A 24887-nucleotide genomic window follows, 5' to 3' on the forward strand; every position below is an offset into this window, starting at 1 on the left:
AACTGAAACATTTGGCGGAACTGGTATTAGAGGAATTTAAACTAAGTTTCAAATGAATGAAATTTGTTGCTTCCATTCAATATTCCAAACAAAAAATCTATCTTACCTTATCTAAGTAAAACTTGACAACTTTCCTTAAAGCCCTACGCAAAATCTCCTCTAAAGTTGGTGTAGAAATTCCCAATTGTTTTGCTAGCTCAGTTAAAGTAACCCTCCTATCGTCATCGAAATAACCCATCTTATACGCAAGCTTCAATATTTCCATTTGTCTATCAGTTAACTCATTACTACTTATTTCAGAAGTGCTTAGCACTGTAAACTCTATATCTTGACTTATGAGGCTTGCCAGAAATTCCTTAAGTGCCATCGTATTAGGGATTAAGAGAGTATAGAGCAATGTCCTCTCTCTTACTACCTTTATTTTCTCTACAACGACGTTTGAAGTATATAGAATCTTACATACTGCACATCCGTAAGTTCTAACCCATATCTTGTTATCGTTAAGCCTTAAAACCTTAGTACTATGCGATTTAAGCTTAATTAGATCATCTTTTTGGACCTCTTTTTCGAAAAGTACTATGTGATCGGTTGTATTATCTCCAAGTTTAACGTTATCAACAACACCTTTAAGCCCAGTACTAGATATTATCTTCATTACTTCACAAGGGTGCTCCTCAATTAGGATTGTTGCTTCAAATGGTGATTTTAACATCTAATAAAGAATCTCAACTATTGTTTTAATATCTTTTTTTCTAGATACTCCTTTAACGCTACTGCATTATTATACGGTGACTTTGAAGCGTAAAGTAAAGTAATATTTTCACCTTTTTTAATTAATTGTAATAGTACGCTTATCTTTGGATTAGCATCTAATTCTTCAAAATATTTCTTTTTGAACTCGTCCCATTTACTAGTATCGTGACTAAACCACTTTCGTAATTCATCACTAGGCGCTATGTCTTTGAGCCACAAATCGACTTTATCCTTGCCAATACCTCTTGGCCATAACCTATCCACTAAGATCCTTATTCCATCATCCCTTTCTATTGGATCGTAAACTCTCTTTAATTTAATCATAATTTAAACCTCTCATATTGGTTTAAAAAGGAAAACACTAATAGATTAGGTTTGCTAGAGTTTGAATCACTATTGAAGTTCCACTCTTAATGGCTTGTTAGTTATATGATGCAATCCAATGTGTGTAAGCATACTAGCAGCTCCTCTTCTCTTTTCATGGCAAACAGGACATTCATATCCATCTTCCCTTACCATCGGTTTATAGCTAGAGTGCTGAAGTACCTTATGCTGATAATATAGGGAATTTGAACTAAACGTTTCTCCGCACACTTCACATTTCAGAACTATACGCTTAACCATAATTATAATCTCCTTTTCTAATATATAAATATTCAGTACCTAATTACTTAGGGGTATCATATAAATTTTCTAAAAGCATAGAAGAAAAATGTATGAACAAGAAGGAAAAAGGTGAATGGAAGAAAAAGATAATTCAAGGATTACATGAGGTTTATGACCCTGAAATACCAATAGATATAGTTAACTTAGGATTAATCTATCAACTAGATATTAGTGATGAGGGAGATGTATACGTTAGGATAGGAGCTACTACACCAGCTTGCCCAGTTACAGAAGATTTGGAATATACTGTGGAGCAAGTAGTTAAGGAAAGTGTACAAGCTAAAAGTATAAAAGTAGAGTTGGATTTGGAGACAGAGTGGACGCCATTAATGATGACTGACGAGGGTAGAAAAGAGTTCATAAGAAAATTTGGGTATGATATAGTTAAGAGGTGGGCTGAGAGAATGGGCATAAAATTAGAGGAAGAAAAAGTTACTTAACAACTAATACTGGTATCTTGGCCTCATGGACAATTCTAGATGAAACACTACCTAGGAATATCCTCTTAACAGTTGATAATCCCCTACTTCCAGTGACTATTAAATCAGCTCCTGTCTTTCCAGCGTAGTCCATTATTGCAGCTGCTGGGTCTCCCTCAATGTTTACAGCTTCAACGTTTTTAACTCCACTATTTACAGCTTTTTCCTTAGCCTCTTCAACGTCTCTCTTAGCCTTATTATACATTTCATTTATTACCTCACCTGGAATTGGACCTAAACCCATTCCAGCAAGTACTGAAGTATCTATTACCTCTATTATAGTAAGTTTAGCCTCATATCGTTTAGCCAGATCTATTGCAACATCTAACGCTCTTTTAGCGTTTTGCGATCCGTCGTAAGCCACTACTATATTTTTAAACACCATATTTTAAGTCACCGAAATAATATAGACATACAAATATAAAAAACTTTATCCATGTGGTTAAGAGCCATACGATAGGAAAGAATCAAAATCATATTTAAAAGATTAAATAGTGTTTAGTCAAAGTATAAAAATTTCCTCCATACTTTTAAATGAATTGCTGAAACAGTATGAATCTGCTACAATATGAAATCTGGTCATGATGGACGAGTAAACACTTGACAAATGGTATAAAGTTTCTCATTTAAAGAGTGATTGTAGTGTGTATTGTTCTATTTAACAATTTTTTCCTCTTCACTTTGTGAACTTGTTGAATTTTCACTAAAAGTTGAGGGATATTACAAACCTAAAAACGTTAATTGAAAGGAAGATAATATCTTAGTTAAGTGTAAAAAACTAAATAGGTCAACAACGCCTTACTATCATTATCAAGATATATTCTCTTTTATAACTCTGAAAGCGTTCTTCCATAAAACTTCTTCCTCGTGTCCTTCTATTGCCTTGGTCAACTCCTTAACCTTCAAGATGTTCTCAAATCCCTTTGGAGCTTCACCTATGCCAAGGAAATCAGTCCCTATGGCGACGTAGTCCCAGCCAAATGATTCACCTAAGTATTTTATACTCTCAACTATACCACTAATGGACGCTTCTTTTAAAGTGGCAACAATTGCGGTAATGCCTATAACGCCTTTAGTCTTAACTATAGCTTCTATCTCCTCATCGTCCAAATTCCTCCTATGCTGTTTTAATCGGGTAAAGTTAGTATGAGAATCTATTACTGGTTTTTTAGAAGTTGACGTTACATCTAGAACAGTTCTCTTACCAGCATGAGCTAGATCGATTATTATTCCTAGTTTATTAGCTAATCTGACTAACTCCTCACCCTCTGAAGTTAATCCGTAATCCTTCTTAGACATACATGATGACGCGAACTTATTATCGTAATTCCAAGTTAGACCTAAGTTGAGAACATGAAGTTCTTTTAAGAGATATATATCGCTATAATCCCTTAATACATCAGCACCTTCTAGTGATAATAACAGTTTAACACCTTCTTTCTCAAGATCATTAGCACTTCTCACAATCTTCACCAAATTCTTTCTCTCTAAATAATAGTAAAACTTAACTTGATCTAAAAACAGTTCAATGGAAAAATTAGTCGATCTAGTGGGGTTTCCGTAAAGGGCAGTCAATCCCTCACTCCTCTCATCTAGGGTATCCACATGGGGGAAAATGGAAGCAAAGACTAAAGAGTCAAACTCCTTGAGCATTCTAATGCTAGACTGTCTATCACCTTCAATTACATCAATCCCTTGTTGGTTTGAGTAAGCTAGATCCTCGTGAAGGTCTATTAACTTCATTTTTACCTCCAAAGAATTTATAGTACATGTAAATATTTAAAGCCATTATGATCCCGGAGGCTAAGAATGGTACATCAATCTGCGATTCCGAGAATAAGTAACCAGTGAGACCAGTTGAACCAGAGGATGCTGCTAACCTAGTCACTTGATTAATTCCCATGGCTCTACCTACTTCATCTTGGCTCACCATTTCCGTCATAGCCCTTTGTTGTATGGGTAGCGCTAGCACTCTCATTCCCGGAAGTATAAGGTAAATTCCTAGGGATATTGGGAATACCCTTATGAGGGGCATTATAATTGAAAGAAGTGCTCCTATACCCCTAGTTATAGCTATACTCTTCAAAAATCCTATCTTCTTATCTAAAACCGGGGCCAAGAGGATTATTGTTGAGGCGATAAGACTACTAAGGAAAGTGTAGATTGACATTTCGGATTTTGGCGTGTGATATACGATAATGAAATACGGAATTAGGAATGGAGTTATTAGACCTACAGATATGCCATTTAATAACCCCGTAATTGAGAACTTCCCTATGACAACTTTACTTTTCAATGAGGCTGACCTAGCCTTTATGTTTTTAGCCCTTATTGGAAATAGTGCTAAAACTGACAGAAATCCTAGTATTATCGCAAACAGAAACCCTTGCTTTGAAGTAAAGAATCCAGCTACGAGGGAACCAATTGAAGCGGATATTCCAGATAAAAATGTGAATAGGGAGAAGTAAAATGTTCTATCCTCGTTATCAGTTAGCTCAGTAATTAGCGCGTTCTGAATTGGAGCTACTATTCCCCCAATTCCACCTCCGGCGACTGCACCAGTGGCGGAATACCCTCCTAAGGCTGAGGCAATAAAGAGCGCTATTAAGGAGTGATTTATGAAAATAAGTAATACACTTAAAGGCAGGAAAAGTGAAACTAGAATTAGGGAATTTTTCCTTCCATATAAGTCTGCAAGATAACCTACAGCGAGTCCAAGTATAGCTGTAGCAAATGTGCCAACGGTGTATATAAATCCTAGAATTAGCGATGAGTATTTCAATTCAACTAGAACCAAGTAGGGTAGGATTACGAATATTATACCTGCTGACAAACTTCTCAAAATCCTTGAGATTGTTAGGGAAAAAACGCTTATCTTATTCATAAGTTAAAAGTTATATTGTTTATTAAATAACTAACTCTACTCCTCCTCTTCTTTTCCCTCAACCTTAACCTCAACTTCCTTTTCGGCTTCTTCAACAGCTTTCTTCATCTGGCTAATCTCATTTTCTGGTAGGGGCTGAATTGAAACTGACCAATTGCTTATCTTCAAATACTTATCCCATTGTACTATAATTCCATTATCTGTTATATCCATTGGGTGTCTAACCATAGATATCTTAGTATCCCTCATCTTCCAAATTATAATTGACCTATACATTACGCCCTCAACTTCATCAAGGTCTAACCTTATTATACCATCAACTGCGTGTTCCACGCCTGGCCCACCAAATCCCCTTTCCCCAACTGAAACTTGACTTACGAAAATCGCAGTACATCCTAGACCGGAAATAACTCTCTTCAATTGCATTACAATACTCCTAGCCATCGCTGGTTTCGTTAAGTAAAGTGTACTTACTGAGTCCACAACGATTCTAGTAGCATTTATATCCTTTATTGCAGCTCTAATGTTTTCTGATAACTCCTTCACATCATCTATGCTTTTCACAACGTACTTCTCCCTTTGTGCGACATTACCAATTCCACCTGTAAATGTATCAATTATTGCGAATTTCCCTTCCCTTTCATATTTTCTCACATCCCATTTAAAGTGCTCAAAGCTTCTACGTACGGAGACGGGATGTTCCTCTAAGGCTATAAATACCCCTCCTTCACCCTTTGTTAGCCCGTTATATAGGAATTGTTTTCCTAGAATTGATTTACCAGTTCCCGGTCCACCCGAAACTAATACTATGTGTCTTTCTGGAATTCCACCGTAAAGGATTTCATCAAGCCCAGGTATATATGTCTTTACTCTTTTCATAAGATATTATAATTTGTAATGCATATAAAAGCTGCTTGATGATTGCTTCTTTGTTCATAACAAGTTACATTCCTACATTATAGCTTCTATATAATTTATTTGTCATATATATTATATGTAGATAAGGCTTATTTCCAAACATAAGACTTCTTACATATGAACTATATATTAATTGGCGTAATCCTAGGAATCGTACAAGGGATAAGTGAGTGGATACCAATAAGTAGTAAAACCCAAGTATTAATCGTCTCATCAACACTTTTAGGTCTTTCCTTCAACGTAGCATACTCCTTTGGTCTATTTATGGAAATTGGGACAATTGCTGCTGCAATATTCTACTTCAGAAGTGAGATTTCAGGATTATTAAAGGCACTTGTTAGGATGTCCTCCAGAAGAGAAGACTATTTACTCTTGAAGTTCTTAGTAATTGTAACGATAATTACTGGGCTTGTGGGAGTGCCCCTTTACCTTTTCGTCATCTCTTTACCAATTTTAGGGTTACCAATGACAGTACTAGGAGTAGTCTTATTAATTGACGGAATTGTAATCTACTTATCAAGGAAGAATTATTTCCCTAGAAAAGGGTTACACGACTTGAAGTTAAGGGATATAATAATCGTTGGGATCGCACAAGGGTTGGCAGCTCTTCCCGGAGTCAGTAGATCTGGAATGACCACATCTGCGTTAATATTGTTAGGGGTAAAGCCAGAGGAAGCGTTTAAACTATCCTTTATTTCATTAATACCAGCTGCATTAGGTGCCATAAGTGTGACTGTACTTTTCAGCAAGCACGAGGTTTCACAAGCAGTTCACTCGGTAAGCCTATCTGGTTTGCTAATTTCAATCGTAGTTGCTACATTTGTTAGTATCTTCTTCATCAACGCATTATTAAGATTTGCTAGGACTAATAAGGTAGTTTTACTCGTAATAATCTTGGGGATTATGGCAATTATTAGTGGAATCTTAAGTGATATTGCAAAAGGTTTTTATTAAAAGATATACAAGGTTTTATCATGGATGTAAGACAAAGGTTGATATCGAGCATGGTTATCTCGTTAGGTCTGACCATTATATCGGAGGGTATAGTATTGATTGGAATAGCTTCTCTACTTCATATATCTTTATTTTTTATATTTCCAGCTCTCGTAATTTTCTGGCTATTTCAATGGATTATATCTCCTTATGTAGTGGGAAGAGGTGGCTATGAAGTTTCTCCAAATGACCCACAGTACGGCTGGCTTTACAATTTAGTTAGGAGAATAGCTGAGGAGTCCAAAATTAAGCCCCCTAGAGTTTTTGTAATCGACGCACCTTATCCTAATGCATTTGCTTACGGTAATAGATTAGGCGGGATGAGAGTTGGAATAACTCTACCCCTCTTGAACATTCTGGACGTTGATGAGTTAACCGCAGTTATAGCTCATGAAGTAGGACACATAAAGCACAGGGACGTTGAGATAGGTATGACAATAGGTCTTATTCCTACAGTGTTAGGATATATAAGTACACTACTGATGAATTTCGGATATTTGGCATTATTCCTTGCAGCAGATGAAATTGAACTATTATTCGCCATAGCGGCTTTAGCAATAGGATTTGTCATATTCGTAGTAACTTTCATCTTGCAAATTTTCGTCTTATGGTTTAATAGGCTGAGAGAATCCTATGCAGATTATAATTCTTTTCTAGTATTAGGAGAGGGGTCGAAGGCTTTAGCTACTGCGTTAGCTAAGATTGAAATTTACATGCAAAACATTAGGATTGACCCATTCACTGGAATTATAGTGACAGCTCCACCAGTTAAGGTGGAAGAGAAAGATCCTCACTTGCTAGTCGAACAGTGGTTGAGAACTAAGGTTAGTGCATTTAAGGACATTTTATCAACTCATCCCTATCCAGCTAGAAGAGCTCAAATGATTTATCGATTAATATATGGTAGTAATATATAGTCTACATGCTTCTAAATATAATATAATTTCTCTATACGGAATCTTTATAAAATGATTAATGAAGTGTATAATATGGGATTCAATGGGATAAAATTCGATACATCAGTTCCGGGAATGATACCATGGGAAATAGTAGTTGCTTATTTTATACTAACGCCTTTAGTAGTTTACGGATTGAGCAGAAGACTAGTTAAGTCATCTTTCACAACAATTGACTTCGTGTACATTTCAATTGGCGGAGCATTTAGTGTAGTCTGGGAATTCTATGTAGGGAGTTTCATAGCGAGGTTCTTTCCTAGCTCTCCATTTCTAGGTATTGGATTCTGGGGAAGGCTTTTCATACTTCTAATAGTCGCATCGCTGGTCAGAAAACCCGGAGTCGGTGCAATGAGTTTAACGATTTATACATTGTTGGCAGATTTGTTCCATTACGGCTTTGCTGGCCAGCCATTATATTTTATTTATGAGGCATTTACTTACGGTCTTTTCATAGATGCTGTGATTATAGCTACTAGGGGTAACCTATTCAACATTAGGTATAGCGATAGCATTGGAACTTCACTCAAGATAAAAAGAGTAGTATTGATTGCAATTGAAGGTGCCATAATTGGTATACTATGTGCTATTCCAGACCCAATATTTTACCTAGGATTTCTAAATCCTTTAATACATGGTGCTATAGTGAACTGGGCTACTATACAGTTCGACGTATTAGCTTCTGTACCTGGAGATGCAATTGTGGGTATCTTAGGAGCTTTCGCTGGGCAGAGGGTAGCTAGGGCAGTTGGTCATTAATACTTATATTTCTGTATTTCCTTATTTTTTATTCACATGAAGATACTAGCAGTTTACAATCATCCAGTAGAAACGTTAGGAACGTTAAAGAAATTCCTACCTCGCGTTAATGAAATAATGGCTGAGGAACTTAAGGGAGATGAGCAATTTGAAGCTTTAATAATAATGGGAGGCCCAATGGGAGTTTATGAAAGGGATAAATATCATTTTTTAAAAGTTGAAATAGATTTAATAAAAAAGGGATATAAGGAAAATAAGAGGATTTTAGGAGTTTGTTTAGGCTCTCAATTAATTGCAGAAGCCTTGGGTGGTAAAGTGATAAAAGGTGGTTTCGGGCAAGAGATTGGTATACAAAAGGTAAAGTTATTAGGGGAATTGAAGGATTTCATGAGAGAAGACGAACTTTCAGTGTTCCAATGGCATGGGGATACTTTTTCGTTACCGCAAGACGCAGTTCTCTTAGCTTATAGCAATAACTACTTCCAGGCCTTTAAGGTAAAGAGAGCTTTAGGTGTACAATTCCATTTGGAAGTTAATTCAGAAATGGTTAGTCAATGGATTAAGCTTTATGGTGGAGATGAAAGTGTGGCGAACTATGTGAAGAGATTTGAGGGAGAACTTGAAGATGCTGCATTTAAGTTGATACAGTACTGGATGCAGTTATAACATTTTTATTAACTCTGAACTTGGCATTGCCCTTTTTCAACAAGTCCTTATCATCATTTACTAGTATTATACCATAACTTTCTACTTAGGTAAAGATATACCGCATCGTAATAGGTTAGGTTTTCTTCTATACTTAACTTCACAACTTTTTCATTTAATCTAACCTCTCCATTTCTATAAACTTCAACACGTTTATAAAGAGTGTAGTAAGCCTCTCTAATTTCCTCTTCCATAAGAAGTTTTCTATTTCGTATACAGCTAAATCTGCAGTTATACTCCTCTTAAAGGGGTCTATTGCTTTCTCACCTAATAACTCAGTCAACGGTATTATGGAGCTTGCATCTAATACGTCAGTATGGGAATCTCTTTTTTCTCGTAAAAAACGAGATGAATGGAATACAGAAAAAGTTGAGAGGATGAGAATTTCTGGAGAAAAGTTTGTATATACGAGGGCGAACTTGAATATATGAAGCATGAGAATACAACTAAACCGGCGAAGTTCAACCGGGACTTCGCCAGGTCCGCCCTCAAGATAATTTACTCGATCCTCACTAAAATACTTTTCCCTGAGGAACTCCTCAGTGCCTTGCTTAAGGCAAGTGGGAGCTACTTGAGCAGGTTGGGAAAAGATGGGAGAAGAGCGTTGAGAAAGTTGAACGCGGTTCAAGTTGAGGACGTGAGGGATGCGTTGAGGAAGATGGGGAGGATGACGTTAAGGGGAGTCAGGGACAGGAGGGTAGCAGTGGACTTCCATGCCATACCTCAATACCACGCTGACAAGAGTTTCTTGAGTAGGATAAAGCCAACTAAGGGGACGTCGTGGGGACTGGTTCAAGCTGCGATCTTCCTCCTGGGGAGGACGAGGAGCTTCTTGGACGTGATCCCAGTGACCGTGAAGAACGTAGCTGAAGGTTTCAAGGCGGTGATGGAGGTAATCGTGAAGGAGTTGGAGGAGGACAAGCTGAGGCTCGTCATGGTCTTCGCGGACAGGGAGTTCGCAGTGAACGAAGTGATTAGATACCTCTTGGAGTTGGGCTTGGACTTCGTCATATCTGCCAAGGCCCAGATGTACAAGAAGTACAAGGGGATGTTGCAAGATGTGGATGTGAGTTTTAGCGGAGTTAGATATACTGGATTTCTCTGCGTGAGACATGGGAGTGGAGCTTATCTCATTATTCTGAGGAAGGAAGACGGCAAGATTATTGCCTTCCTCGTGAGGAGGGAGATGGATCTTTATGATGCCATAGTCCTTGCCGAGATGTACAGGGAGAGGTGGGGGATAGAGAACGCCTTCCGCTCCCTTGAGGAGTTCAGAATCAAGACTAGGACTTGTGACGTGAGGAAGGAATTGGTTCTCGTTCTGCTTTCCTATCTTCTCTTGAATGTCTGGTTCTTGATCCGTTCTTGGAGGAAGGTAAAGTTGTGGGAGTTCTCGGTCTCCCTCTCGAATCTCCTCGATCGGGAGGTAAGAGTGGAACAAGAACGCGCGTTCCGTGAAGTGAAGACGTCATTCCCCCAGACTCCAGCTAACCCTATGCACCTCCTTCCAGCTACGTGAAATTAATTCTATATATTTATATTCTTCTGTTCAAAACTGACTTATTAACTGTCATTTTCATAAAATATATGCAGTTATATTTGAATAAAACTGGTGTGGTTCAATCTTACATATATTATCATTTATATCAGAAAAATGAGATTCCCATACTGACGTACCATGAGTCGAAGACCTTGGATTTCACATTCAAACCTGAGAGGGAGGAGAGAAACTCCAAGAGGGCATCTATCTTGGTCCTGAACTTCACCTCCTCACCCCTACGCTTGAGCTCCTCCTCCACCTTTCGGGGTATGTAGGCAATTATGTGGATCACGTAGATCTGGTTGTTCACCAGATCCTTGACGCCAATCACAAGGAGCTGGATCGCGGACTCGAACCTCTTGTGCGCCCTACAGTAGAAGATCTGTGCCCCGTTTCTGGAGACCGGCATGACCCTAGCGTAGAGCTTGTGGTCGTGGGTGTCGTCTATTATGAGAAGGACGGGATGGTCTCCAACTAACTTCTTCACGACCTCGATTAGTTTGGCTTGAGCTGCTTTGTCCAAGTTATTCAGTACGGTCTCGTAGTCCATCTCGGCCTCTTGAGCTATCTCGGTAGCATTTCTTCCCACAACCGCCCCCAAGAGTAGCCTCTTGGCAACGTCCTTCCTCGTTCCAGTCATGGATAGTATGACCTCGTTAACTGCCTTTTCCAATGCCTTATAGTACTCCTCCCTCGCAGACTCTTTGGTCATACCAAAATTAAAGGCTCTAATTTTAAAAAGTTTTTATGGGCCTCTTGAACTGCCAGGATTTTCCGATAAATGCTATCTGAACTTCTGCGATTTCCTTAGCGCTTCTCCTCGCCTCCTCCTCCCTTTTCCTTATTTCCTCCTCTAAAGCCTTTCTTAAAACTTCAGAGACGTTTATTCCGTATTTCTTAGCCTTTTCTAGTACATCCCTTCTGACTTTCGTTGATATTGTAAACCCAACTCATACCAATTTTATACTGTGAGCTACCCCCTCCTAAAAGAGGGAGCTTCCTGCTTCACAGCTCTGCCATGCCAGTACCGAAGTGCTGGTACTGGTAGAGGGCGGAGCTCCACACTAAGGGTCGCTCCGACCCCGATCCACGTAAGATGTTAAGAGAAGCATTATAGTCACGATCTGCAATCCAACCACAGTTGGAACAAACGAAAACACGATCAGATAGAGACAGATCTTCTTTTACGTACCCGCACCTAGCACAAGTTTTGGAAGTGTATGCAGGATTAACTAGGATGAGTTTCTTACCGTATTTCTCCAACTGATACTTAATCAAATCTCTAAGCTCGCTGAACGCGACATCACTCAATCTCCTCCTCAGAGACCTTAATGACTTACCTATCAACTGCTTAACATGAATGTCCTCCATCACCACAACATCATAATGCTCAGCAAACCACTTACCCAACTTCATGTAAAGATCCGTTCTTAGATTCTTCAAATGCTCATAAGCCCTAGCAAGCTTAACCTTAGCCTTAAACCAATTATTAGAGAGGAATTTCTTCCTTGAAAGTTCTCTGTGTAGATGCTTCACTTTCCATAACGCTTTCTCGTAAGGTCTCAAATTAGGAAAATACTCACCATCTGACGTTACGATCAGCTTCTCTATGCCAACATCTATCGCCACTACCTTACCAGTGTTAGGTAACTTGGGGAATTCGTAATCTTCTACTACGAAAGTGATGTATATCCTCTCAGATCTTGTTAGCTTCACTACTACCCTCTTTACTTTGTCAAGGGGAAAGTCCCTGTGTATAATTACCTTGAACGTACCAAGATTTGATAGTTTAAGCGTTATTAGTTTCTTCTTATTCTTCTTGCTTCCTTTTCTTATTTCTCTAACGTGAAGTATTTTCCAACCGCTTTGCGTATAGACAAGGGAGTAGTATTTGTGAGGTTTCTTTTCTTTCGGGAAACGTGCTAAACCTTCGAAAAACCTCTTCTTAGCTTCGTAATAACGGTCGGCTATTTGTTGAACTACTTGCGAGTAGAGTTGCTTATACTCATCATCTTGTTTTCTCAGATCTAGAGCCAACTGTCTTAACTCAGTTTGTGTTAGTCCTTTCCCATCCCTCTGATAGAAATAGATGTCTGCCCACCTTAAGGTGTTGTAGATTTTGCACGCTAACTTCAACTGGGCTTTTAACGCCCTAAGGGTTTGTTCGTCAGCGTAAGCACGGAAGCGAAACCCTAAGGTGGGTATTGATGTGTATTTTGTTATTTTCCTATTTTTAACTTTTCTACAGAGGGATCCATCTTGAAGAGGCGAAGTTTTCCGCCCCCTTTGAACCCCCGTCTGTTATAAAATATGTAGTAAAAGATTTTACCACTTAAAGTAATGTGATAGCAATTAACTTATTTTCAGTCATCTCCAGCATTGTCTCTCTAACTCCTTCTCTCCCAATACCAGTCTTCTTAAATCCGCCAAAGGGTAACGAGTCCCACCTCAGCCTAGTACTATCATTTATGATAACAGCACCAAACTTCAATTCCCTACTTAACTTCAAGGCCCTATTCACATCGTTCGTAAAGATTGCTGATTGTAAACCATACTCAGTTGAATTGGCTATTCGTATTGCCTCCTCATCACTCTTAACGCTCACAATTGGTACTATAGGCCCGAAGACTTCACTCTTTAAGACCAGCATATCCAGTGAGGGATTGGTTACCATAGTCAGTGGGAAGAAACTTCCACTTTCTGGCCCCCTATTGAGGATCTCAACCCTTCCTCCCTTAACTTTAGCGTCTTCCAATACACTGTTTAAGTTTTCAACACTCTCCTTGTTGATTACTGGTCCAACGTCAGTAGTCTCATCCAAGGGTTCACCTACCTTTAATGCTTTGGCCTTCTCGTTAAACGCCTTTACGAACTTGTCATAGACCTCTTGCCTAACTATAATTCTCTTACCAGCATTACAGTTCTGTCCAGCATACTCAAACCTAGCTCTAACAGCTATTGAAGAAGCCCTCTCTATGTTGGCGTCTTCTAAGATGATTATGGGATCTGAACCTCCCAACTCCATTATTATCCTCTTCCCTAATGAAATAGCTTTAGAGGCTATTTTAAGACCAGTTTGCGTAGAACCAGTTAACGTAATCAGACCAACTAATGGATGGGTGATTATCTCATCCCCGATCTCACTACTATAACCAGTGACCACTCTAACTGCACTATCAGGTAATCCAGCCTCAACCAATATCTTCTTCATCTCTACGGCTGCTAGAGGCGTATTTATACTTGGCTTAACCACTACTGAATTTCCCACTGCTAAAGCTGGGGCAACCTTGTGGGCAAAGGAGTTTATGGGGAAGTTGAAGGGTAAAATTGCAGTTACAACACCTATCGGTTCCCTAGTACTCAAAACTATTCTATTCTCATTCCCAGGAGGGTACTCGTAAGCATCTACCCTATAATTCTTGCCTTCTAGAACTATTCCCACCTCTTCAGCGGCTTGTCTAAACAGTCTAGAAGCCCTTAATACTTCAACTCGGGAATCACTAATCGGCTTACCGGCTTCCATTGCAAGTAGTCTAGCTAATCTCTCCTGCTCTCTTTCCAAAATTTCCGATATTTTCCTCAATATAGCTGTCCTCTTATAGAGGGGCATTCTGGAAATTATTTCAAATCCCTTATATGCCTCCTCTATCTCTCCCCTAACCTCATCTTTACTCATTCTCTTCACAGTTCCAATTACCTTAAGATTGGAGGGTGATCGAACTTCAATAACCTCTAAGCTCATCAAGTATATATTTACATTTGAAGTTTTTAAGCGATTATGAAATACTTAATTCGATTTCTAAACCCATAGTACTTATAAGAGTTTTTTAAACACATTCATTATTAGTTTAAAATAATTTAAAATAAAAGCGTATTAATATGGACACATTGGATCCTCTGCAAATGGATTATTATACACTGCAAAAGCCCTAGCCCTACTCCCTCCACAAATATTATTGAATTTGCAAACACCGCATTTTCCGTCAAACCGTCCATCTTTTATAATTTTCAAAACCTCTGATTTTCTATAGATATCGACGATACTCTCCTTCCTAACATTACCTAAGTACAATGGTAAGAAACCACTAGGATAGACATCGCCGTTGTAGCCGATAAATATGACACCAGACCCATCCCTTGTAGGTAAAACACTCTTATCAACATCCTTTACTGGTTCACCTAACAGCTCACGTAATTTTGAAACCAGCTCGTTACTTTTGATAGTGCTTGGGGTATACTCAAGTTTAGCTCTCCTAAAGAATGGAGCTTCAACTGTTCTAACGACTAAATCGTATCTTGTGGTTTCGACAAGGAAGTCTATAACGTCTTTATACTTCTCTTTAGGAATATCTAGTTCTATTACACCTCTCCCTACTGGAATCAAGAAGAATACTTCCCAGACTTTCACTCCTAATTCTTTAAGCAATTTTACTAGAAAAGGTAATTCGCTATAGCTCTTCTTCCAAACTAGGGTATTAACTTGAACTTGTATCCCGTACTTTAATCCAAGCTCTATTCCCCTTAAAGCGTAGTTGTAACTACCAAGTCCCCTTAACCAATCATGGGTTTGTGAGGTAGCTCCGTCTATGCTGATTGACATGTATCTTGCGTAATTACTTATCATCTTCATGGTCTCATCTCTTAAACGATAAGAAGGGGAAGGTGCTATTGAAACTATTAATCCTAACGATTTGGCATATTCCATTATTTCGAAAATATCACTCCTACTTAACGGATCACCACCAGTGAAAACTATAACAACCTTTCCAAATCTCGCTATATCTTCTAATAATTTCTTACTTTCTTCAGTACTAAGCTCCCCTGGTAATGGCTTATCTATGGCATTAGCTCTACAATGTTTACAACTCAATGGACAAGCTTTAGTTACTTCCCAGAAGACTAAATGTGGAGCGTTTTCAAAGGGCATAACGGATCATCTCCGTAAATGTCTTCATTCCAATAATACGCTCTAGCTCTATCTCCTCCTTTACAAGCAGATTTATATTCACACTTATCACAATACCTTCCTTTCAAATACTTGTCCGTATTTATGAACAAGTCTGGAATATTCTTAATTATCTCCTTAAGCGGTTTTTCCCTAACGTTACCCAACTTGTAAAAGTCAATGAATTGACAAGGATAAACGTCACCGTTTGGATATATTGAGATCATTTTCCTCCCACATCCCCCACTATTTTCGACAAATTTCAGGTATTTTTCAAGTTCTTCCTCATTTCTGGCTAACTTTTTAGCAATGTAAACTCCATCAAATTGCCCTAGTGTAGTCTCAATTTCTATCTTCCCACTTAGCTTAATTGCATAATCAATCATTTTGTTTATGAAACTAACATATTCCTCCAGAGTATACATCCACTCCCTTAATTCCCTACCCCTACCACTGGCTGATAAATGGTAAAACGTTATTCTCTTAACTCCCAGTTTCAAGGCCAATTTCATGTACTCGTCTACTTGATGGATGTTTTTAGCCGTAATAGTGAATCTAAGTCCAACGTTTAATCCAACGTTTATTGCATTTCCAATTCCCTTAACTGTCATGTTAAAGGCTCCATTTAGACCTCTAAACTTATCGTGAAATTCCGGATCGTAACTATCTAAACTTATACCTACGTAAGAGAAATCCAATTCCTTCAATCTCTTAGCCACACTCTCGCTTATCAATGTTCCATTAGTTGATAAGGCTAATTTTATTCCCTTACTCCTAGCATATGATGCCAATTCAAAGAAGTCCCTTCTCATTAAAGGCTCTCCACCACTCATTATAATTAATGGGATCTTCATTTCAGCCATCTCGTCTATTAGCCCTAGTGCCTCTTCTGTAGTTAACCCATCCTCACCTTCTGGTGATGCGTTAATATAACAATGAAGACATTTCAAGTTGCATTTTCTTGTGAGATTCCACGTTACAACTGGTCTAAATACGTCACTGAATTTACTAGGTCTATCCCTATTATACTCGCCCTTAATGTGAAATGAAACTGTACCAGCATTAGTTACTAGAACGCTTATTGGAATCATAATAATAAAAAGGCATCTTAGTCATAAAAAAGCGATCCCTAATATTTTAGCAATTATTTTCTTAAACGGGGTTGTTTTGCACAACGACTCTTTTTACCCTCCTACACTTCTGCAATAGTTTTAACTTATTGACACTTGAGGGTATTATAAGCTCATCAACATCACTTATTTCTTGAATATATTTTTCTATATCGTCATCTGAAATACCAACTAGGCTTAATTTCTTTATGCCTTTAAATGCAATGGGTTTACTTGTTTGCATTATCTCCTCTTTGTTTACTGATAGTTCATCTATGTCGGAAATTATTATCAAATTACCCATTCCTTCCTTAAATCCTTCGATAAACGTCTTACCACTTTCAACTACTCCACTAGCAGTTCTTTTGGCAGCATCCGAGATGTCTAGAAATGTCTTGAAGGCTTGATTGGTAACTTCCCCGATGGTCTTACCAGAAGATCTAGCAATTTCTGTTAGCTTTCTATATATTTTCTCATCTACTCCTCTTATTGTGATTGTTTTCTTATTGTTTTCATTGTTTTCTTGACTCATATGTTAAACGTGTATTACACACTTATAAATTTTTCCTAACCTAATGCTTTGTGGATTGCTTCAGAATTGTACAAAAAGTTTATAAATTATTCGTTTAAGTATTACCTATGGGAAAGAGTAAGTACAAGAGGGACTGGAGCAAGTACGACGAGAACGTCATTACTAGATATAAGTTGATGTTCCCCTTCTACGTATTCGAACATTGGTGGGACTTATTAGCAGAGGAGAACAGGAACGCTAGGACAAAGTATAAAGCTCCGAAGGAGTTCGACGAATTCCTAGCCTTCCTCCACATCTTCCTACCTTACAGAGCAATAGAAGGAGTATTAAGAGCCTTAGAACAATTGAAGATCATCCCCACAAGCCTCGATTACTCAACAATATGGAAGAGAGTGAGGAACATGAAAATAACCTTCCCCGAGGCAAGTGACGAACTTGAAGTAATTGCAGACGCTACAGGCATTAGCACAAACACGGGAGGACAATACATTGTTGCCAAGTGGGGTAAGACTAGGGATTCAAAATTCCTCAAGATCGAGATAGTAATGGACAATAACGAATTCAACGTGATAAACGCTGAGGTCACTAGCAACGAGGTTGAAAGCGCTGTAAAAACAGTTAAGGATCTTCAAGATAAGGGAAAGAAGGTCAAGAAGTTTTATGGAGATAAGACATATGACGCCAATGAGGTTTACAAGACCGGAGTTGAGGTTGTAGTTCCTCCCAAGAAGAACGCTTCTACTAAAAGGGGCCATCTTGCTAGACGTAAGGCTGTGCGGGAGTTTAGGAAGTTGGGTTATGATCGTTGGAGGGAGGAGAAGGGTTATGGCGTTAGGTGGAGGGTCGAGTCCTTGTTCTCTGCGGTGAAGCGTACTTTTGGGGAATCGGTTAGGGCAACAAGTTTTGCTGGACAAGTAGTTGAGGCTAAGCTCAAGTTCTGGGCTTACGCGTGGATGGTTCACTTGGCGAATTCTGTAGTCGGTAGGGCTCCGGGCATTAGGGTGTAAGCTTGAGAGGAACGTTGAAATAAATATTAATTACTGAAAAATTAGTGTTATACAATATCGTTTTAATGAGACAAATTGAACAAATCAACAAAGTACTAACCTAATGCTTTGTGGACTTGTTGATTTTTAGCAAACGTTTAAGAGATCTCACAAGCCTAAATTGTAGACCTTGAGATTAATTGAAAGGAAGATAATAGTGGTTTGGTGTAGAAATATTCAACATATCAACTAAGCATTAACCTAAAAGTTGTGAATTACTTCAAGATTATGCAAAGATTTGTAATTAATTCCATCTAGTCTTATCGATTGGAAAGAAGAAATGTATGAGGAATTTAGAATATGATAAAAGGAAGACAAGCCTCGCCCCTACTAGGGGTATAGCCTTTTAAACTCTGAATACTTTAAAGTATCGAGAAACTGAAATCCACAAGACATACTAAGTACCTATGTAACTATTATTTCGTATAGATGCCAAAGTATCTTAGAAGCACATTAGTCGATGAAGATGTGGAATACACTAAAGAGATTCTAAGATCTATTGCAGAAGAACTTAGTTGTAAGATAATATCCCTTGAAGTGATGCCAAACCACATACATCTCTTCGTGAATTGCCCATCCAGATATGTACCCTCATACCTAGCAAAAACTACTTTGCGGTTATTAGTTACGGTACAGATAAATATGGGAACAAGAGGTATGGGATAACGATACCTGCTAAGCTAAGAGAAAAGGGAAAAATATACGGAAAAGAGGTGATAGTAACTGTCATCTTACCAATTATGAATAGAGTGATAGTGCCAAGGAAGCATTAGAGAACTTCCAGTTCGTAATAATAAACGGTAGGGTGGAGTTTAATGATATACCTAGAGATCTCATCTTGATTGTATCAAAAGATGATTGATTGAGAAACTATCTTTACCAGCTCTACAGCTCCATATATTCCCAGAGCTTTCCTTTTCTCTTGAATTTTCTTCTAATTTCACTATATTTTTTGAGAACCTCTTTTTTGAATTCCTCGTCTCCGCATAATATTTTCCCATCCTCTATGATTTCTAGTATAAACGTAGAACCTCCTTCTAACTTCTTTAGGAAAACTTGAGTATTCATAGCTATTGGCATAACCTTTGGAAATTCTATGCTATAAGTTATTGCAAAACCTTTTCTAGGATCACGTGGAAAGACGTCGGAAACTATTAAAACGTCAATATCACTCTGATCAGTATAGTCTCCTCTAGCATAAGAACCAAAGATAACAACTAGCTTAGGAGTAAACTTAGAATATATTTCACATAGACGTTCCAACAATTTCTTTCACCCAAGCTAAAATTTTCCTAGCACATTCTAAACAAGACGTAGCATCATCTTTGCTGTAATAATCTAATGGAGCCCCTTGATCGTACACATCAGGATATCGAGAAGGAATATAATTCTTATCAAGCTCTTGTGCACATTTTAATATCCAGTCGGGAATAGATATAGATGAGAATTGTAAAAGAAAAGTAATAGAGTGTCCTCTCATCTCCTTATGGAAATAACTTAGCAAGGATTTAACGGATTTTTCAGCAACTTGTTGTGCTTCATAGCAAGTTTCTTCATAAATTCCATTTTCGAAATTGAGTTCTGCAGACTTAAGGTTTCTCTCTGCTTGCCTCAGCCAATCATAATATCTACTTACCACTGAGTAATAATATAACCTAAGAGCTTATTAAGTTTAGCACTCTACTGTTTTCATTAAGTTTATAATCTAGTATTAGTTGATAAAAATAATATTAGAATATGTCTATTCTATTATGATGATCTCCGTAAGCATATCGATCTTGTGAGCTACCCCCTCCTAAACGGTAGACTCAAAATCATTTTACAAAAAATAATTTCGGTTGGGTAATATCAGATTCTGAAAAATAATAGAATTTATAGCTTTAATAAGAACGCAACTAATTGAAGAAAGATTTAAGGTGAGGAAGCCGGTATTATCACGTGGTGAAGACAAGGTGATAACACCTGGTCTTCCTCACCAAAATAATCTACAACAAGTAGGGTATAAATTACTTTCCATGTTGAGCTTCAAGGGAAGAAAGGCTGAGGAGGTATCGAGAGTTCTGGTCTTCGCGTGCTTGTGGAACGACTCCGTGGAAAGCAAGTCCAAAGGGTATAACGTGTCACCACAGACCGTGAGGAACTACGTGGAGGAGCAGGGAACTGAGGTGATCGAGAAGCTATTAGAGTCCATGAGGAGGATTTCCATGGAGATACTCAAGGGAGTGAAGGAAGTCGACATCTCCATAGACTGGACAACCAAGACGTGGTATGGTAAGCCGGTGGAGGGACTGGGTAGTTCAGCCAAGGGGAACTCGTGGAACTACGCTACCGCGATCACGAAGTATCAGAATATGGTGCTCCTCCTAGCTTTCGTTCCCCAAGTTAACGGGATGAGCAAGGATGAGATCGTGAAGTTCCTCATGGAGCAAATTGTGGGAATGGGCCTCAAGGTGGGACTCGTAACCTTGGACGCGGGATTCTACACCGTGGAAGTCCTCAAGTTCATATCGCAGTTCAAGTTCGTGATAGGAGTCCCTGTGGGGGACGTGAAGATCTACGAGGAGTTCGACGGAGAGTACACGACAAACAGTAAGAGGCATAAGAAGGAAGAGTAGGTCAAGTTCAGACTCCTGGTGTATGGTAAGGAAATCGTTTAGTAGTTTAAGGATATTCCCTTACCATAAAAAGTCAAAATATTTATCCATGTATTTATAAATATCTTTCATTGTACTTCTTAATATTATAGCTTATCAATAAACATTTTTCATCTAACCAGGAAAGATTCGTTATATATTTTTAACGTAACGTAAAAGTGTAACGATTTTCCTATAAATGCTAATCGTTAAGAAGAGGAAGAAGATCGTGGTGTACTTCGCGAGGGCGACCAACCTCGACCTACCCAAGAGGGAAGTGCTGAAGTTGTACAACAAGGTTAGGAGTCCCATTGAGACGTCTTACAGGAACATCAAGGCCTTCCTTCCCTTCACGAGCTCCACCAAGTTCATCTTCCGCGAGTTGATCTTCGTGCTGGCCATGATCTTCTACTCGCTTTACACCGTGTTTAAGAACGGCATGACAAGAGAGGAGTTTAGATTGCTGCTCATCCTCTGCTTTCTAGACGATTTATCTGATCTAAAGGATTTTATATTTAATTTTGAGGAAACACTTATTAATACTATAGATTTATTTTTATGGAGGTGATTTTGGGTCTACCGGTTAGGGCGGGGTAGCTCACGAAACTCTTAATTCCATTAGAATAAGATGACTGTATGAGACCTCCCATTATCTATGTGTTTTTAAAGTCTTTACCTAATTTAACTCTGATTCCCTCAATTATTATTCCCTTATTTTTCATCGTTTTTAGGTATGCAGCGTATTCTTCTCCTAAATCTTCTCTAACCTTATCTAAGGTCGTTTCTCCTCCCGCAGTTATTAAATAATTTATCAGTTCCGCTTCAATTTTATCTGGAGTCAGATTCTTTTTTTCTTCTATCTTTTCAATATCCTCTTCGTCTTCATCTTTTGCTAGTTCCTTACTTCTTTTATACTGTTCATACGAAAGCTCGTCCAGTTTAGCGTAAATTCTAACATGCCTCCTATAAGCCTCTATTATCCTGTATGCTATATCTAAGGCCTCTTGATCAGATAATCTAATTATTTTGTCACTTTTATCGTCACCAATTCTTATAAAAAACCCACCATCAATTACATTTCCCTCCTTTATCACTGGAGGAGATTCGCCTATCCTAATCCAAACAGTACTTCCATCATCCTTTTTATGAACTTTCCTAACTATAATTGGCATACCTAATAATATATAGAGTTGCCACTTTAAAAATCATTTTTAACTGAGATCAAGTATTACTTTTGTTGATAAACTAACGTAGCCGTTGCCAACAGTTTCCGATAAACCGTAAAGTTTATATTATTTTGCCACAAACTCTTATACAATGCTAAGACCTAAGGAAGCATGCCAAAGACTAGGAATATCCTATGCAACACTTAGAGAATACGTTAAGAAAGGATACATAAAACCAGTTATACTACAGAGCGGAAAATGGAGATTCAGAGAAGAAGACGTAGAGAGGCTAATGGGAATTATTAGAAAAAGAAAAGTAATACTTTACGCCAGAGTATCATCTTCCACGCAAAAAGACGATCTAGTAAACCAAGTGAAGTACCTAGAGGAACAAGTCAAAGAATACGACCAAGTAATTACTGACGTAGGTTCAGGGTTAAACATGAAGAGAAAGGGGTTCTTGAAGTTGTTAAGAATGATATTAAACAACGAAGTATCACGCGTAGTTGTTGCTTACCCAGACAGACTTGTTAGATTCGGCTTCGAAATCCTAGAGGAAGTGTGCAAAGCACATGGTTGTGAAATAGTAGTACTAAACCAAGAGGACAAAGAAGAAGAATTGGTCGAAGACTTAGTCTCAATACTAGTCTCATTCAGTGGGAAACTCTATGGCATGAGGAGTCATAAATACGAGAAGGTGAAGAAATGTGTTGAAGAACTTAAGAATTAGAAAATTTGAACCGGAAGAGGAATACGTGTACTTCACGTACTCCATCAAGAATAGTGAGAGGGAGAAGAGCAAAGAATTAATTAAAGAATACAGAACACTACTACAGAAAGCAATTGACCACCTGTGGAATTTAACAAAAATACAAGTAAGAAAGAACGGTAATTACAAGATAACACTACCGAAGAAGAAGGAAGTGTACAAACCACTTAGGGAAGAGTTGGAGAAGATCAATCACCTCGCGTCACACTACGTCGATAAGGCAATTAATGACGCATTCTCGATCCTCACATCGTGGAGGAAAAGGGCTATAAAGGGGAGAGCTTCGATTGAAAAACCAAGGGTGAAGAAGGCTTACGTTAGGATAAAGACGACTTTGAGGAAGGTTGTGGGGGAAAGCGTTAGAATAACTGTAAGACCTTATGAGTACATCACCTTCTCGTGGAGTAAGTCATGGTTCTCAAGAAGGGTTAGGGAGTTGGAACTCGGCGAACCTATAATTAAGGAGGAGAAAGTGTATTTGCCATTTCGTTACAAGTTACCGTGGGTAACACCATTAAACTTTCTGGCCATTGACTCCAACCTTTATACTCTAGATGCTTATGATGGTGAGAAATTCGTTACAATCTCACTAAAGCAGTTGTACTCCCTTAAGTACTCCATGGAGGTGAAGAGGGCTAAGGTGCAATCATTTGCATCTAAGCACACGAAGAGGGGGAGAGAGTTGATGAGGAAGTATTCGCATAGGGAGAGGAATCGCGTTCTTGACTTCGTTCACAAGTTTGTTAACACTTTGTTGGACCTGTACCCCATGACGTTTTTCGCTGTGGAAAAGCTTAACAAAGAGAGTATGTTTAAGGATGCTAATGACTCTCTTTCGAGGAAGATTTCTAGGACTGTTTGGAGGAGTATACACAGAGTGTTGAAGTACAAGGCTCCGCTTTACGGTTCTTTCGTTAAGGAAGTGAACCCGTACCTCACCTCGAGGTCTTGCCCCAGATGTAGGTTTGTATCCCGAAAGGTTGGTAAGACCTTTGAGTGTGAGAGGTGTGGGTTCAAGTTGGATAGGCAATTGAACGCTTCACTGAATATTTATCTCAAGATGTGCGGTTTTCCTCACATCCGTTCACGGGTGTGGGTTGGGGTTATTCCGCTAATGGGGCGGAGAGGGATGAACGTCCGCGACTTCGGTGAAGCCCAAGGGCTGAGGGTTGATATTAAATATCATGAAATCCTATGAAGCCCAAACCCCTTATACACTAGGTATTAACACTTCGTGATAATATCCGCTTATTTTAGGAAAAACTTGTTGCTTCCTTTTTTAGTGAAGTATGAGAAAAAGTTTGGTGTTAAGACTCCCTAGGAACGGTCCAGCTTGTGAAAATTCAACAAATCCACAGAGCATCATCGAGATAAAACTTTAAAGTGAACCTACTTTAGTTTAAGTAAAATGGAAAAGTTCAGAGAAGAGGCGATTCTTGGAACTTTACTATTCCTTTCCTCATTTCTGCTCCATAATCAATATTTCTATTTATCAATTATATTGGTCTATGCCCTAGCCTCTTATCTAGGTTTAAAATACATCCCGCCTATTGTCTCCTCGATTCTCTTGATTTTTTCATCATTACATGCGTTCCTTGTACTAATTCCTTATCCTCTTTTATTCCTAGATAAAAGATTTACAATATCCTTTTTACTCTCCACATTCTTCGCAATGCTTACAGAAAATTACCTTATATTGTTATTAGCATTTGCCTTGGATAGGAGGGGGTTGATCTCTTCGGGTTTGTTTCTCTTAATATTGGGAGGGGTCTTCATGAATGTTGAGTATGGTAATGCTGCCTTTTTCCTAATAGTTGCTGGTGTAATTTCAACCTTAATAGAGACTAAAATTAAAATAGACCATAAAACTTCAGCAGTAGTATATCTCTCATCGCTCCTAATCTTCTATAAAATTCCTTACTTAATTCCACTCTTATTATGCTTCTCTCCACTAACGTCTTTACTTTTCTCATGGGTAATCCATTTTTTGCTTTAATTAGTACAAAGTATATTGCAAAACGGTTTAGTAAGGTAAGG

The 24887-nt window shown here is 38.4% G+C and carries 28 protein-coding genes and 4 pseudogenes; 14 read left to right on the forward strand and 18 right to left on the reverse strand.

The features are described 5' to 3' along the window. Positions 1–97: 97 nt before the first annotated feature. The 3 genes from SSOP1_RS09200 to SSOP1_RS09210 form a co-directional block, all read right to left on the reverse strand. Complete coding sequence (locus SSOP1_RS09200; RefSeq protein ID WP_009988462.1) at positions 98–712, reverse strand: helix-turn-helix domain-containing protein; 615 nt, start codon at positions 710–712, stop codon at positions 98–100. 17 nt (positions 713–729) lie between these two features. After that, the gene (locus SSOP1_RS09205) at positions 730–1077 is read right to left on the reverse strand and encodes a DUF488 domain-containing protein (RefSeq protein WP_009988464.1); all 348 of its coding nucleotides are present in this window, start codon (positions 1075–1077) and stop codon (positions 730–732) included. Between the two features lie 69 nt (positions 1078–1146). Next, entirely contained in the window at positions 1147–1377 is a 231-nt protein-coding gene (locus SSOP1_RS09210) for a C2H2-type zinc finger protein (RefSeq protein WP_009988466.1), read from the reverse strand. Between the two features lie 92 nt (positions 1378–1469). On the opposite strand from SSOP1_RS09210, the gene SSOP1_RS09215 reads away from it, so the two are divergent. Beyond that, the gene (locus SSOP1_RS09215; RefSeq protein WP_009988467.1) at positions 1470–1859 is read left to right on the forward strand and encodes a metal-sulfur cluster assembly factor; all 390 of its coding nucleotides are present in this window, start codon (positions 1470–1472) and stop codon (positions 1857–1859) included. On the opposite strand, the gene SSOP1_RS09220 is transcribed toward SSOP1_RS09215, so the two are convergent. The 4 genes from SSOP1_RS09220 to SSOP1_RS09235 form a co-directional block, all read right to left on the reverse strand. Then, entirely contained in the window at positions 1852–2283 is a 432-nt protein-coding gene (locus tag SSOP1_RS09220) for a universal stress protein (RefSeq protein WP_009988468.1), read from the reverse strand. The genes SSOP1_RS09215 and SSOP1_RS09220 overlap by 8 nt on opposite strands. Before the next feature lie 425 nt (positions 2284–2708). After that, positions 2709–3641, reverse strand: coding sequence for a dipeptidase (locus SSOP1_RS09225; RefSeq protein ID WP_009988516.1), 933 nt, complete (start codon positions 3639–3641; stop codon positions 2709–2711). After that, positions 3586–4782, reverse strand: coding sequence for an MFS transporter (locus SSOP1_RS09230; RefSeq protein ID WP_009988517.1), 1197 nt, complete (start codon positions 4780–4782; stop codon positions 3586–3588). The genes SSOP1_RS09225 and SSOP1_RS09230 overlap by 56 nt, the downstream gene beginning before the upstream one ends. 36 nt (positions 4783–4818) lie before the next feature. Beyond that, positions 4819–5661, reverse strand: a complete 843-nt coding sequence (locus SSOP1_RS09235; protein ID WP_009988518.1) for a KaiC domain-containing protein — start codon at positions 5659–5661, stop codon at positions 4819–4821. A gap of 156 nt (positions 5662–5817) precedes the next feature. Here SSOP1_RS09235 and SSOP1_RS09240 point away from each other — a divergent pair, with 156 nt between their 5' ends. From SSOP1_RS09240 to SSOP1_RS09255, 4 genes are all read left to right on the forward strand, one after another. Beyond that, positions 5818–6654, forward strand: coding sequence for an undecaprenyl-diphosphate phosphatase (locus SSOP1_RS09240; protein WP_009988521.1), 837 nt, complete (start codon positions 5818–5820; stop codon positions 6652–6654). Between the two features lie 20 nt (positions 6655–6674). After that, positions 6675–7610, forward strand: a complete 936-nt coding sequence (locus SSOP1_RS09245; RefSeq protein ID WP_009988523.1) for a zinc metalloprotease HtpX — start codon at positions 6675–6677, stop codon at positions 7608–7610. 72 nt (positions 7611–7682) lie between these two features. Then, complete coding sequence (locus SSOP1_RS09250) at positions 7683–8405, forward strand: hypothetical protein (RefSeq protein WP_009988525.1); 723 nt, start codon at positions 7683–7685, stop codon at positions 8403–8405. A gap of 36 nt (positions 8406–8441) precedes the next feature. Beyond that, positions 8442–9071 carry a type 1 glutamine amidotransferase gene (locus tag SSOP1_RS09255; RefSeq protein ID WP_009988526.1) on the forward strand — a complete coding sequence of 210 codons (630 nt, stop codon included), beginning with the start codon at positions 8442–8444 and terminating at the stop codon, positions 9069–9071. A 154-nt stretch (positions 9072–9225) separates the two neighbouring features. On the opposite strand, the gene SSOP1_RS17685 is transcribed toward SSOP1_RS09255, so the two are convergent. Beyond that, entirely contained in the window at positions 9226–9546 is a 321-nt protein-coding gene (locus SSOP1_RS17685; RefSeq protein WP_231918267.1) for a hypothetical protein, read from the reverse strand. Between SSOP1_RS17685 and SSOP1_RS09265 the strand changes: the two genes are divergently transcribed. Then, complete coding sequence (locus tag SSOP1_RS09265; RefSeq protein ID WP_063492822.1) at positions 9538–10629, forward strand: ISH3-like element ISC1359 family transposase; 1092 nt, start codon at positions 9538–9540, stop codon at positions 10627–10629. The genes SSOP1_RS17685 and SSOP1_RS09265 overlap by 9 nt on opposite strands. Positions 10630–10777: 148 nt before the next feature. Here the strand turns inward: SSOP1_RS09265 and SSOP1_RS09270 are convergent. The 7 genes and pseudogenes from SSOP1_RS09270 to SSOP1_RS09295 all read right to left on the reverse strand — a co-directional run. Then, positions 10778–11362: pseudogene (locus tag SSOP1_RS09270) on the reverse strand (ISNCY family transposase); the annotation flags it as partial. 22 nt (positions 11363–11384) lie between these two features. After that, complete coding sequence (locus tag SSOP1_RS16510) at positions 11385–11588, reverse strand: type II toxin-antitoxin system CcdA family antitoxin (protein WP_080514982.1); 204 nt, start codon at positions 11586–11588, stop codon at positions 11385–11387. Positions 11589–11655: 67 nt separating this feature from the next. Further along, entirely contained in the window at positions 11656–12786 is a 1131-nt protein-coding gene (locus SSOP1_RS09275) for an RNA-guided endonuclease InsQ/TnpB family protein (RefSeq protein ID WP_231918268.1), read from the reverse strand. 196 nt (positions 12787–12982) lie between these two features. Continuing rightward, a complete protein-coding gene (locus SSOP1_RS09280) occupies positions 12983–14392 on the reverse strand; it encodes an aldehyde dehydrogenase family protein (protein WP_009992722.1) in 1410 nt (469 codons plus the stop codon). Positions 14393–14524: 132 nt separating this feature from the next. Continuing rightward, on the reverse strand, positions 14525–15577 hold the full coding sequence (locus SSOP1_RS09285; RefSeq protein WP_009992721.1) for a TIGR04053 family radical SAM/SPASM domain-containing protein: 1053 nt from the start codon (positions 15575–15577) through the stop codon (positions 14525–14527). Next, entirely contained in the window at positions 15550–16686 is a 1137-nt protein-coding gene (locus SSOP1_RS09290; protein ID WP_010923620.1) for a radical SAM/SPASM domain-containing protein, read from the reverse strand. Before SSOP1_RS09290 ends, SSOP1_RS09285 begins: the two co-directional genes overlap by 28 nt. A 61-nt stretch (positions 16687–16747) precedes the next feature. Next, complete coding sequence (locus SSOP1_RS09295; RefSeq protein WP_009992717.1) at positions 16748–17236, reverse strand: hypothetical protein; 489 nt, start codon at positions 17234–17236, stop codon at positions 16748–16750. A 107-nt stretch (positions 17237–17343) separates the two neighbouring features. Between SSOP1_RS09295 and SSOP1_RS09300 the strand changes: the two genes are divergently transcribed. From SSOP1_RS09300 to SSOP1_RS17690, 3 genes and pseudogenes are all read left to right on the forward strand, one after another. Then, positions 17344–18243 carry an IS5-like element ISC1058 family transposase gene (locus SSOP1_RS09300; RefSeq protein ID WP_010923619.1) on the forward strand — a complete coding sequence of 300 codons (900 nt, stop codon included), beginning with the start codon at positions 17344–17346 and terminating at the stop codon, positions 18241–18243. A gap of 468 nt (positions 18244–18711) precedes the next feature. Beyond that, positions 18712–18885 (forward strand): annotated as a pseudogene (locus SSOP1_RS16515) (transposase); the annotation flags it as partial. Next, complete coding sequence (locus SSOP1_RS17690; RefSeq protein ID WP_048054350.1) at positions 18876–19055, forward strand: hypothetical protein; 180 nt, start codon at positions 18876–18878, stop codon at positions 19053–19055. The pseudogene SSOP1_RS16515 and the gene SSOP1_RS17690, both read left to right, overlap by 10 nt. Before the next feature lie 112 nt (positions 19056–19167). On the opposite strand, the gene SSOP1_RS09310 is transcribed toward SSOP1_RS17690, so the two are convergent. Both SSOP1_RS09310 and SSOP1_RS09315 read right to left on the reverse strand, forming a co-directional pair. Beyond that, complete coding sequence (locus SSOP1_RS09310; RefSeq protein ID WP_009992714.1) at positions 19168–19548, reverse strand: nucleotidyltransferase domain-containing protein; 381 nt, start codon at positions 19546–19548, stop codon at positions 19168–19170. Further along, on the reverse strand, positions 19529–19921 hold the full coding sequence (locus SSOP1_RS09315; protein WP_009992713.1) for a HEPN domain-containing protein: 393 nt from the start codon (positions 19919–19921) through the stop codon (positions 19529–19531). Before SSOP1_RS09315 ends, SSOP1_RS09310 begins: the two co-directional genes overlap by 20 nt. Before the next feature lie 313 nt (positions 19922–20234). Here SSOP1_RS09315 and SSOP1_RS09320 point away from each other — a divergent pair. After that, positions 20235–20930, forward strand: a pseudogene (locus SSOP1_RS09320) (DUF4322 domain-containing protein); the annotation flags it as partial. 193 nt (positions 20931–21123) lie between these two features. Beyond that, positions 21124–21483, forward strand: a pseudogene (locus tag SSOP1_RS09325) (ISH3-like element ISC1225 family transposase); the annotation flags it as partial. Positions 21484–21568: 85 nt separating this feature from the next. Here SSOP1_RS09325 and SSOP1_RS09330 read toward each other — a convergent pair. Next, complete coding sequence (locus SSOP1_RS09330) at positions 21569–22087, reverse strand: hypothetical protein (protein WP_009992461.1); 519 nt, start codon at positions 22085–22087, stop codon at positions 21569–21571. Between the two features lie 145 nt (positions 22088–22232). Between SSOP1_RS09330 and SSOP1_RS09335 the strand changes: the two genes are divergently transcribed. From SSOP1_RS09335 to SSOP1_RS09345, 3 genes are all read left to right on the forward strand, one after another. Beyond that, on the forward strand, positions 22233–22811 hold the full coding sequence (locus SSOP1_RS09335; protein WP_014511714.1) for an IS607 family transposase: 579 nt from the start codon (positions 22233–22235) through the stop codon (positions 22809–22811). Next, positions 22789–24048, forward strand: a complete 1260-nt coding sequence (locus tag SSOP1_RS09340; protein ID WP_010923615.1) for an RNA-guided endonuclease InsQ/TnpB family protein — start codon at positions 22789–22791, stop codon at positions 24046–24048. Before SSOP1_RS09335 ends, SSOP1_RS09340 begins: the two co-directional genes overlap by 23 nt. Positions 24049–24258: 210 nt before the next feature. Next, positions 24259–24846 carry a hypothetical protein gene (locus SSOP1_RS09345; RefSeq protein WP_010923614.1) on the forward strand — a complete coding sequence of 196 codons (588 nt, stop codon included), beginning with the start codon at positions 24259–24261 and terminating at the stop codon, positions 24844–24846. The last annotated feature ends 41 nt before the right edge of the window (positions 24847–24887 follow it).

Origin of the sequence: Saccharolobus solfataricus (assembly GCF_900079115.1) — an archaeon.
GTDB lineage: Archaea > Thermoproteota > Thermoprotei_A > Sulfolobales > Sulfolobaceae > Saccharolobus > Saccharolobus solfataricus.

Bases quoted from the DNA above. Each gene is read 5' to 3' on its own strand.
- SSOP1_RS09285 (WP_009992721.1), bottom strand. From the start codon at position 15,577: ATGCCCTTTGAAAACGCTCCACATTTAGTCTTCTGGGAAGTAACTAAA.
- SSOP1_RS09295 (WP_009992717.1), bottom strand. From the start codon at position 17,236: ATGAGTCAAGAAAACAATGAAAACAATAAGAAAACAATCACAATAAGA.
- SSOP1_RS09230 (WP_009988517.1), bottom strand. From the start codon at position 4,782: ATGAATAAGATAAGCGTTTTTTCCCTAACAATCTCAAGGATTTTGAGA.
- SSOP1_RS09345 (WP_010923614.1), top strand. From the start codon at position 24,259: ATGGAAAAGTTCAGAGAAGAGGCGATTCTTGGAACTTTACTATTCCTT.
- SSOP1_RS09200 (WP_009988462.1), bottom strand. From the start codon at position 712: ATGTTAAAATCACCATTTGAAGCAACAATCCTAATTGAGGAGCACCCT.
- SSOP1_RS17685 (WP_231918267.1), bottom strand. From the start codon at position 9,546: ATGCTTCATATATTCAAGTTCGCCCTCGTATATACAAACTTTTCTCCA.
- SSOP1_RS09300 (WP_010923619.1), top strand. From the start codon at position 17,344: ATGGGAAAGAGTAAGTACAAGAGGGACTGGAGCAAGTACGACGAGAAC.
- SSOP1_RS09220 (WP_009988468.1), bottom strand. From the start codon at position 2,283: ATGGTGTTTAAAAATATAGTAGTGGCTTACGACGGATCGCAAAACGCT.
- SSOP1_RS09255 (WP_009988526.1), top strand. From the start codon at position 8,442: ATGAAGATACTAGCAGTTTACAATCATCCAGTAGAAACGTTAGGAACG.
- SSOP1_RS09210 (WP_009988466.1), bottom strand. From the start codon at position 1,377: ATGGTTAAGCGTATAGTTCTGAAATGTGAAGTGTGCGGAGAAACGTTT.
- SSOP1_RS09330 (WP_009992461.1), bottom strand. From the start codon at position 22,087: ATGCCAATTATAGTTAGGAAAGTTCATAAAAAGGATGATGGAAGTACT.
- SSOP1_RS09250 (WP_009988525.1), top strand. From the start codon at position 7,683: ATGGGATTCAATGGGATAAAATTCGATACATCAGTTCCGGGAATGATA.
- SSOP1_RS09205 (WP_009988464.1), bottom strand. From the start codon at position 1,077: ATGATTAAATTAAAGAGAGTTTACGATCCAATAGAAAGGGATGATGGA.
- SSOP1_RS09235 (WP_009988518.1), bottom strand. From the start codon at position 5,661: ATGAAAAGAGTAAAGACATATATACCTGGGCTTGATGAAATCCTTTAC.
- SSOP1_RS09335 (WP_014511714.1), top strand. From the start codon at position 22,233: ATGCTAAGACCTAAGGAAGCATGCCAAAGACTAGGAATATCCTATGCA.
- SSOP1_RS09240 (WP_009988521.1), top strand. From the start codon at position 5,818: ATGAACTATATATTAATTGGCGTAATCCTAGGAATCGTACAAGGGATA.
- SSOP1_RS09215 (WP_009988467.1), top strand. From the start codon at position 1,470: ATGAACAAGAAGGAAAAAGGTGAATGGAAGAAAAAGATAATTCAAGGA.
- SSOP1_RS09280 (WP_009992722.1), bottom strand. From the start codon at position 14,392: ATGAGCTTAGAGGTTATTGAAGTTCGATCACCCTCCAATCTTAAGGTA.
- SSOP1_RS09225 (WP_009988516.1), bottom strand. From the start codon at position 3,641: ATGAAGTTAATAGACCTTCACGAGGATCTAGCTTACTCAAACCAACAA.
- SSOP1_RS09245 (WP_009988523.1), top strand. From the start codon at position 6,675: ATGGATGTAAGACAAAGGTTGATATCGAGCATGGTTATCTCGTTAGGT.
- SSOP1_RS09290 (WP_010923620.1), bottom strand. From the start codon at position 16,686: ATGATTCCAATAAGCGTTCTAGTAACTAATGCTGGTACAGTTTCATTT.
- SSOP1_RS09265 (WP_063492822.1), top strand. From the start codon at position 9,538: ATGAAGCATGAGAATACAACTAAACCGGCGAAGTTCAACCGGGACTTC.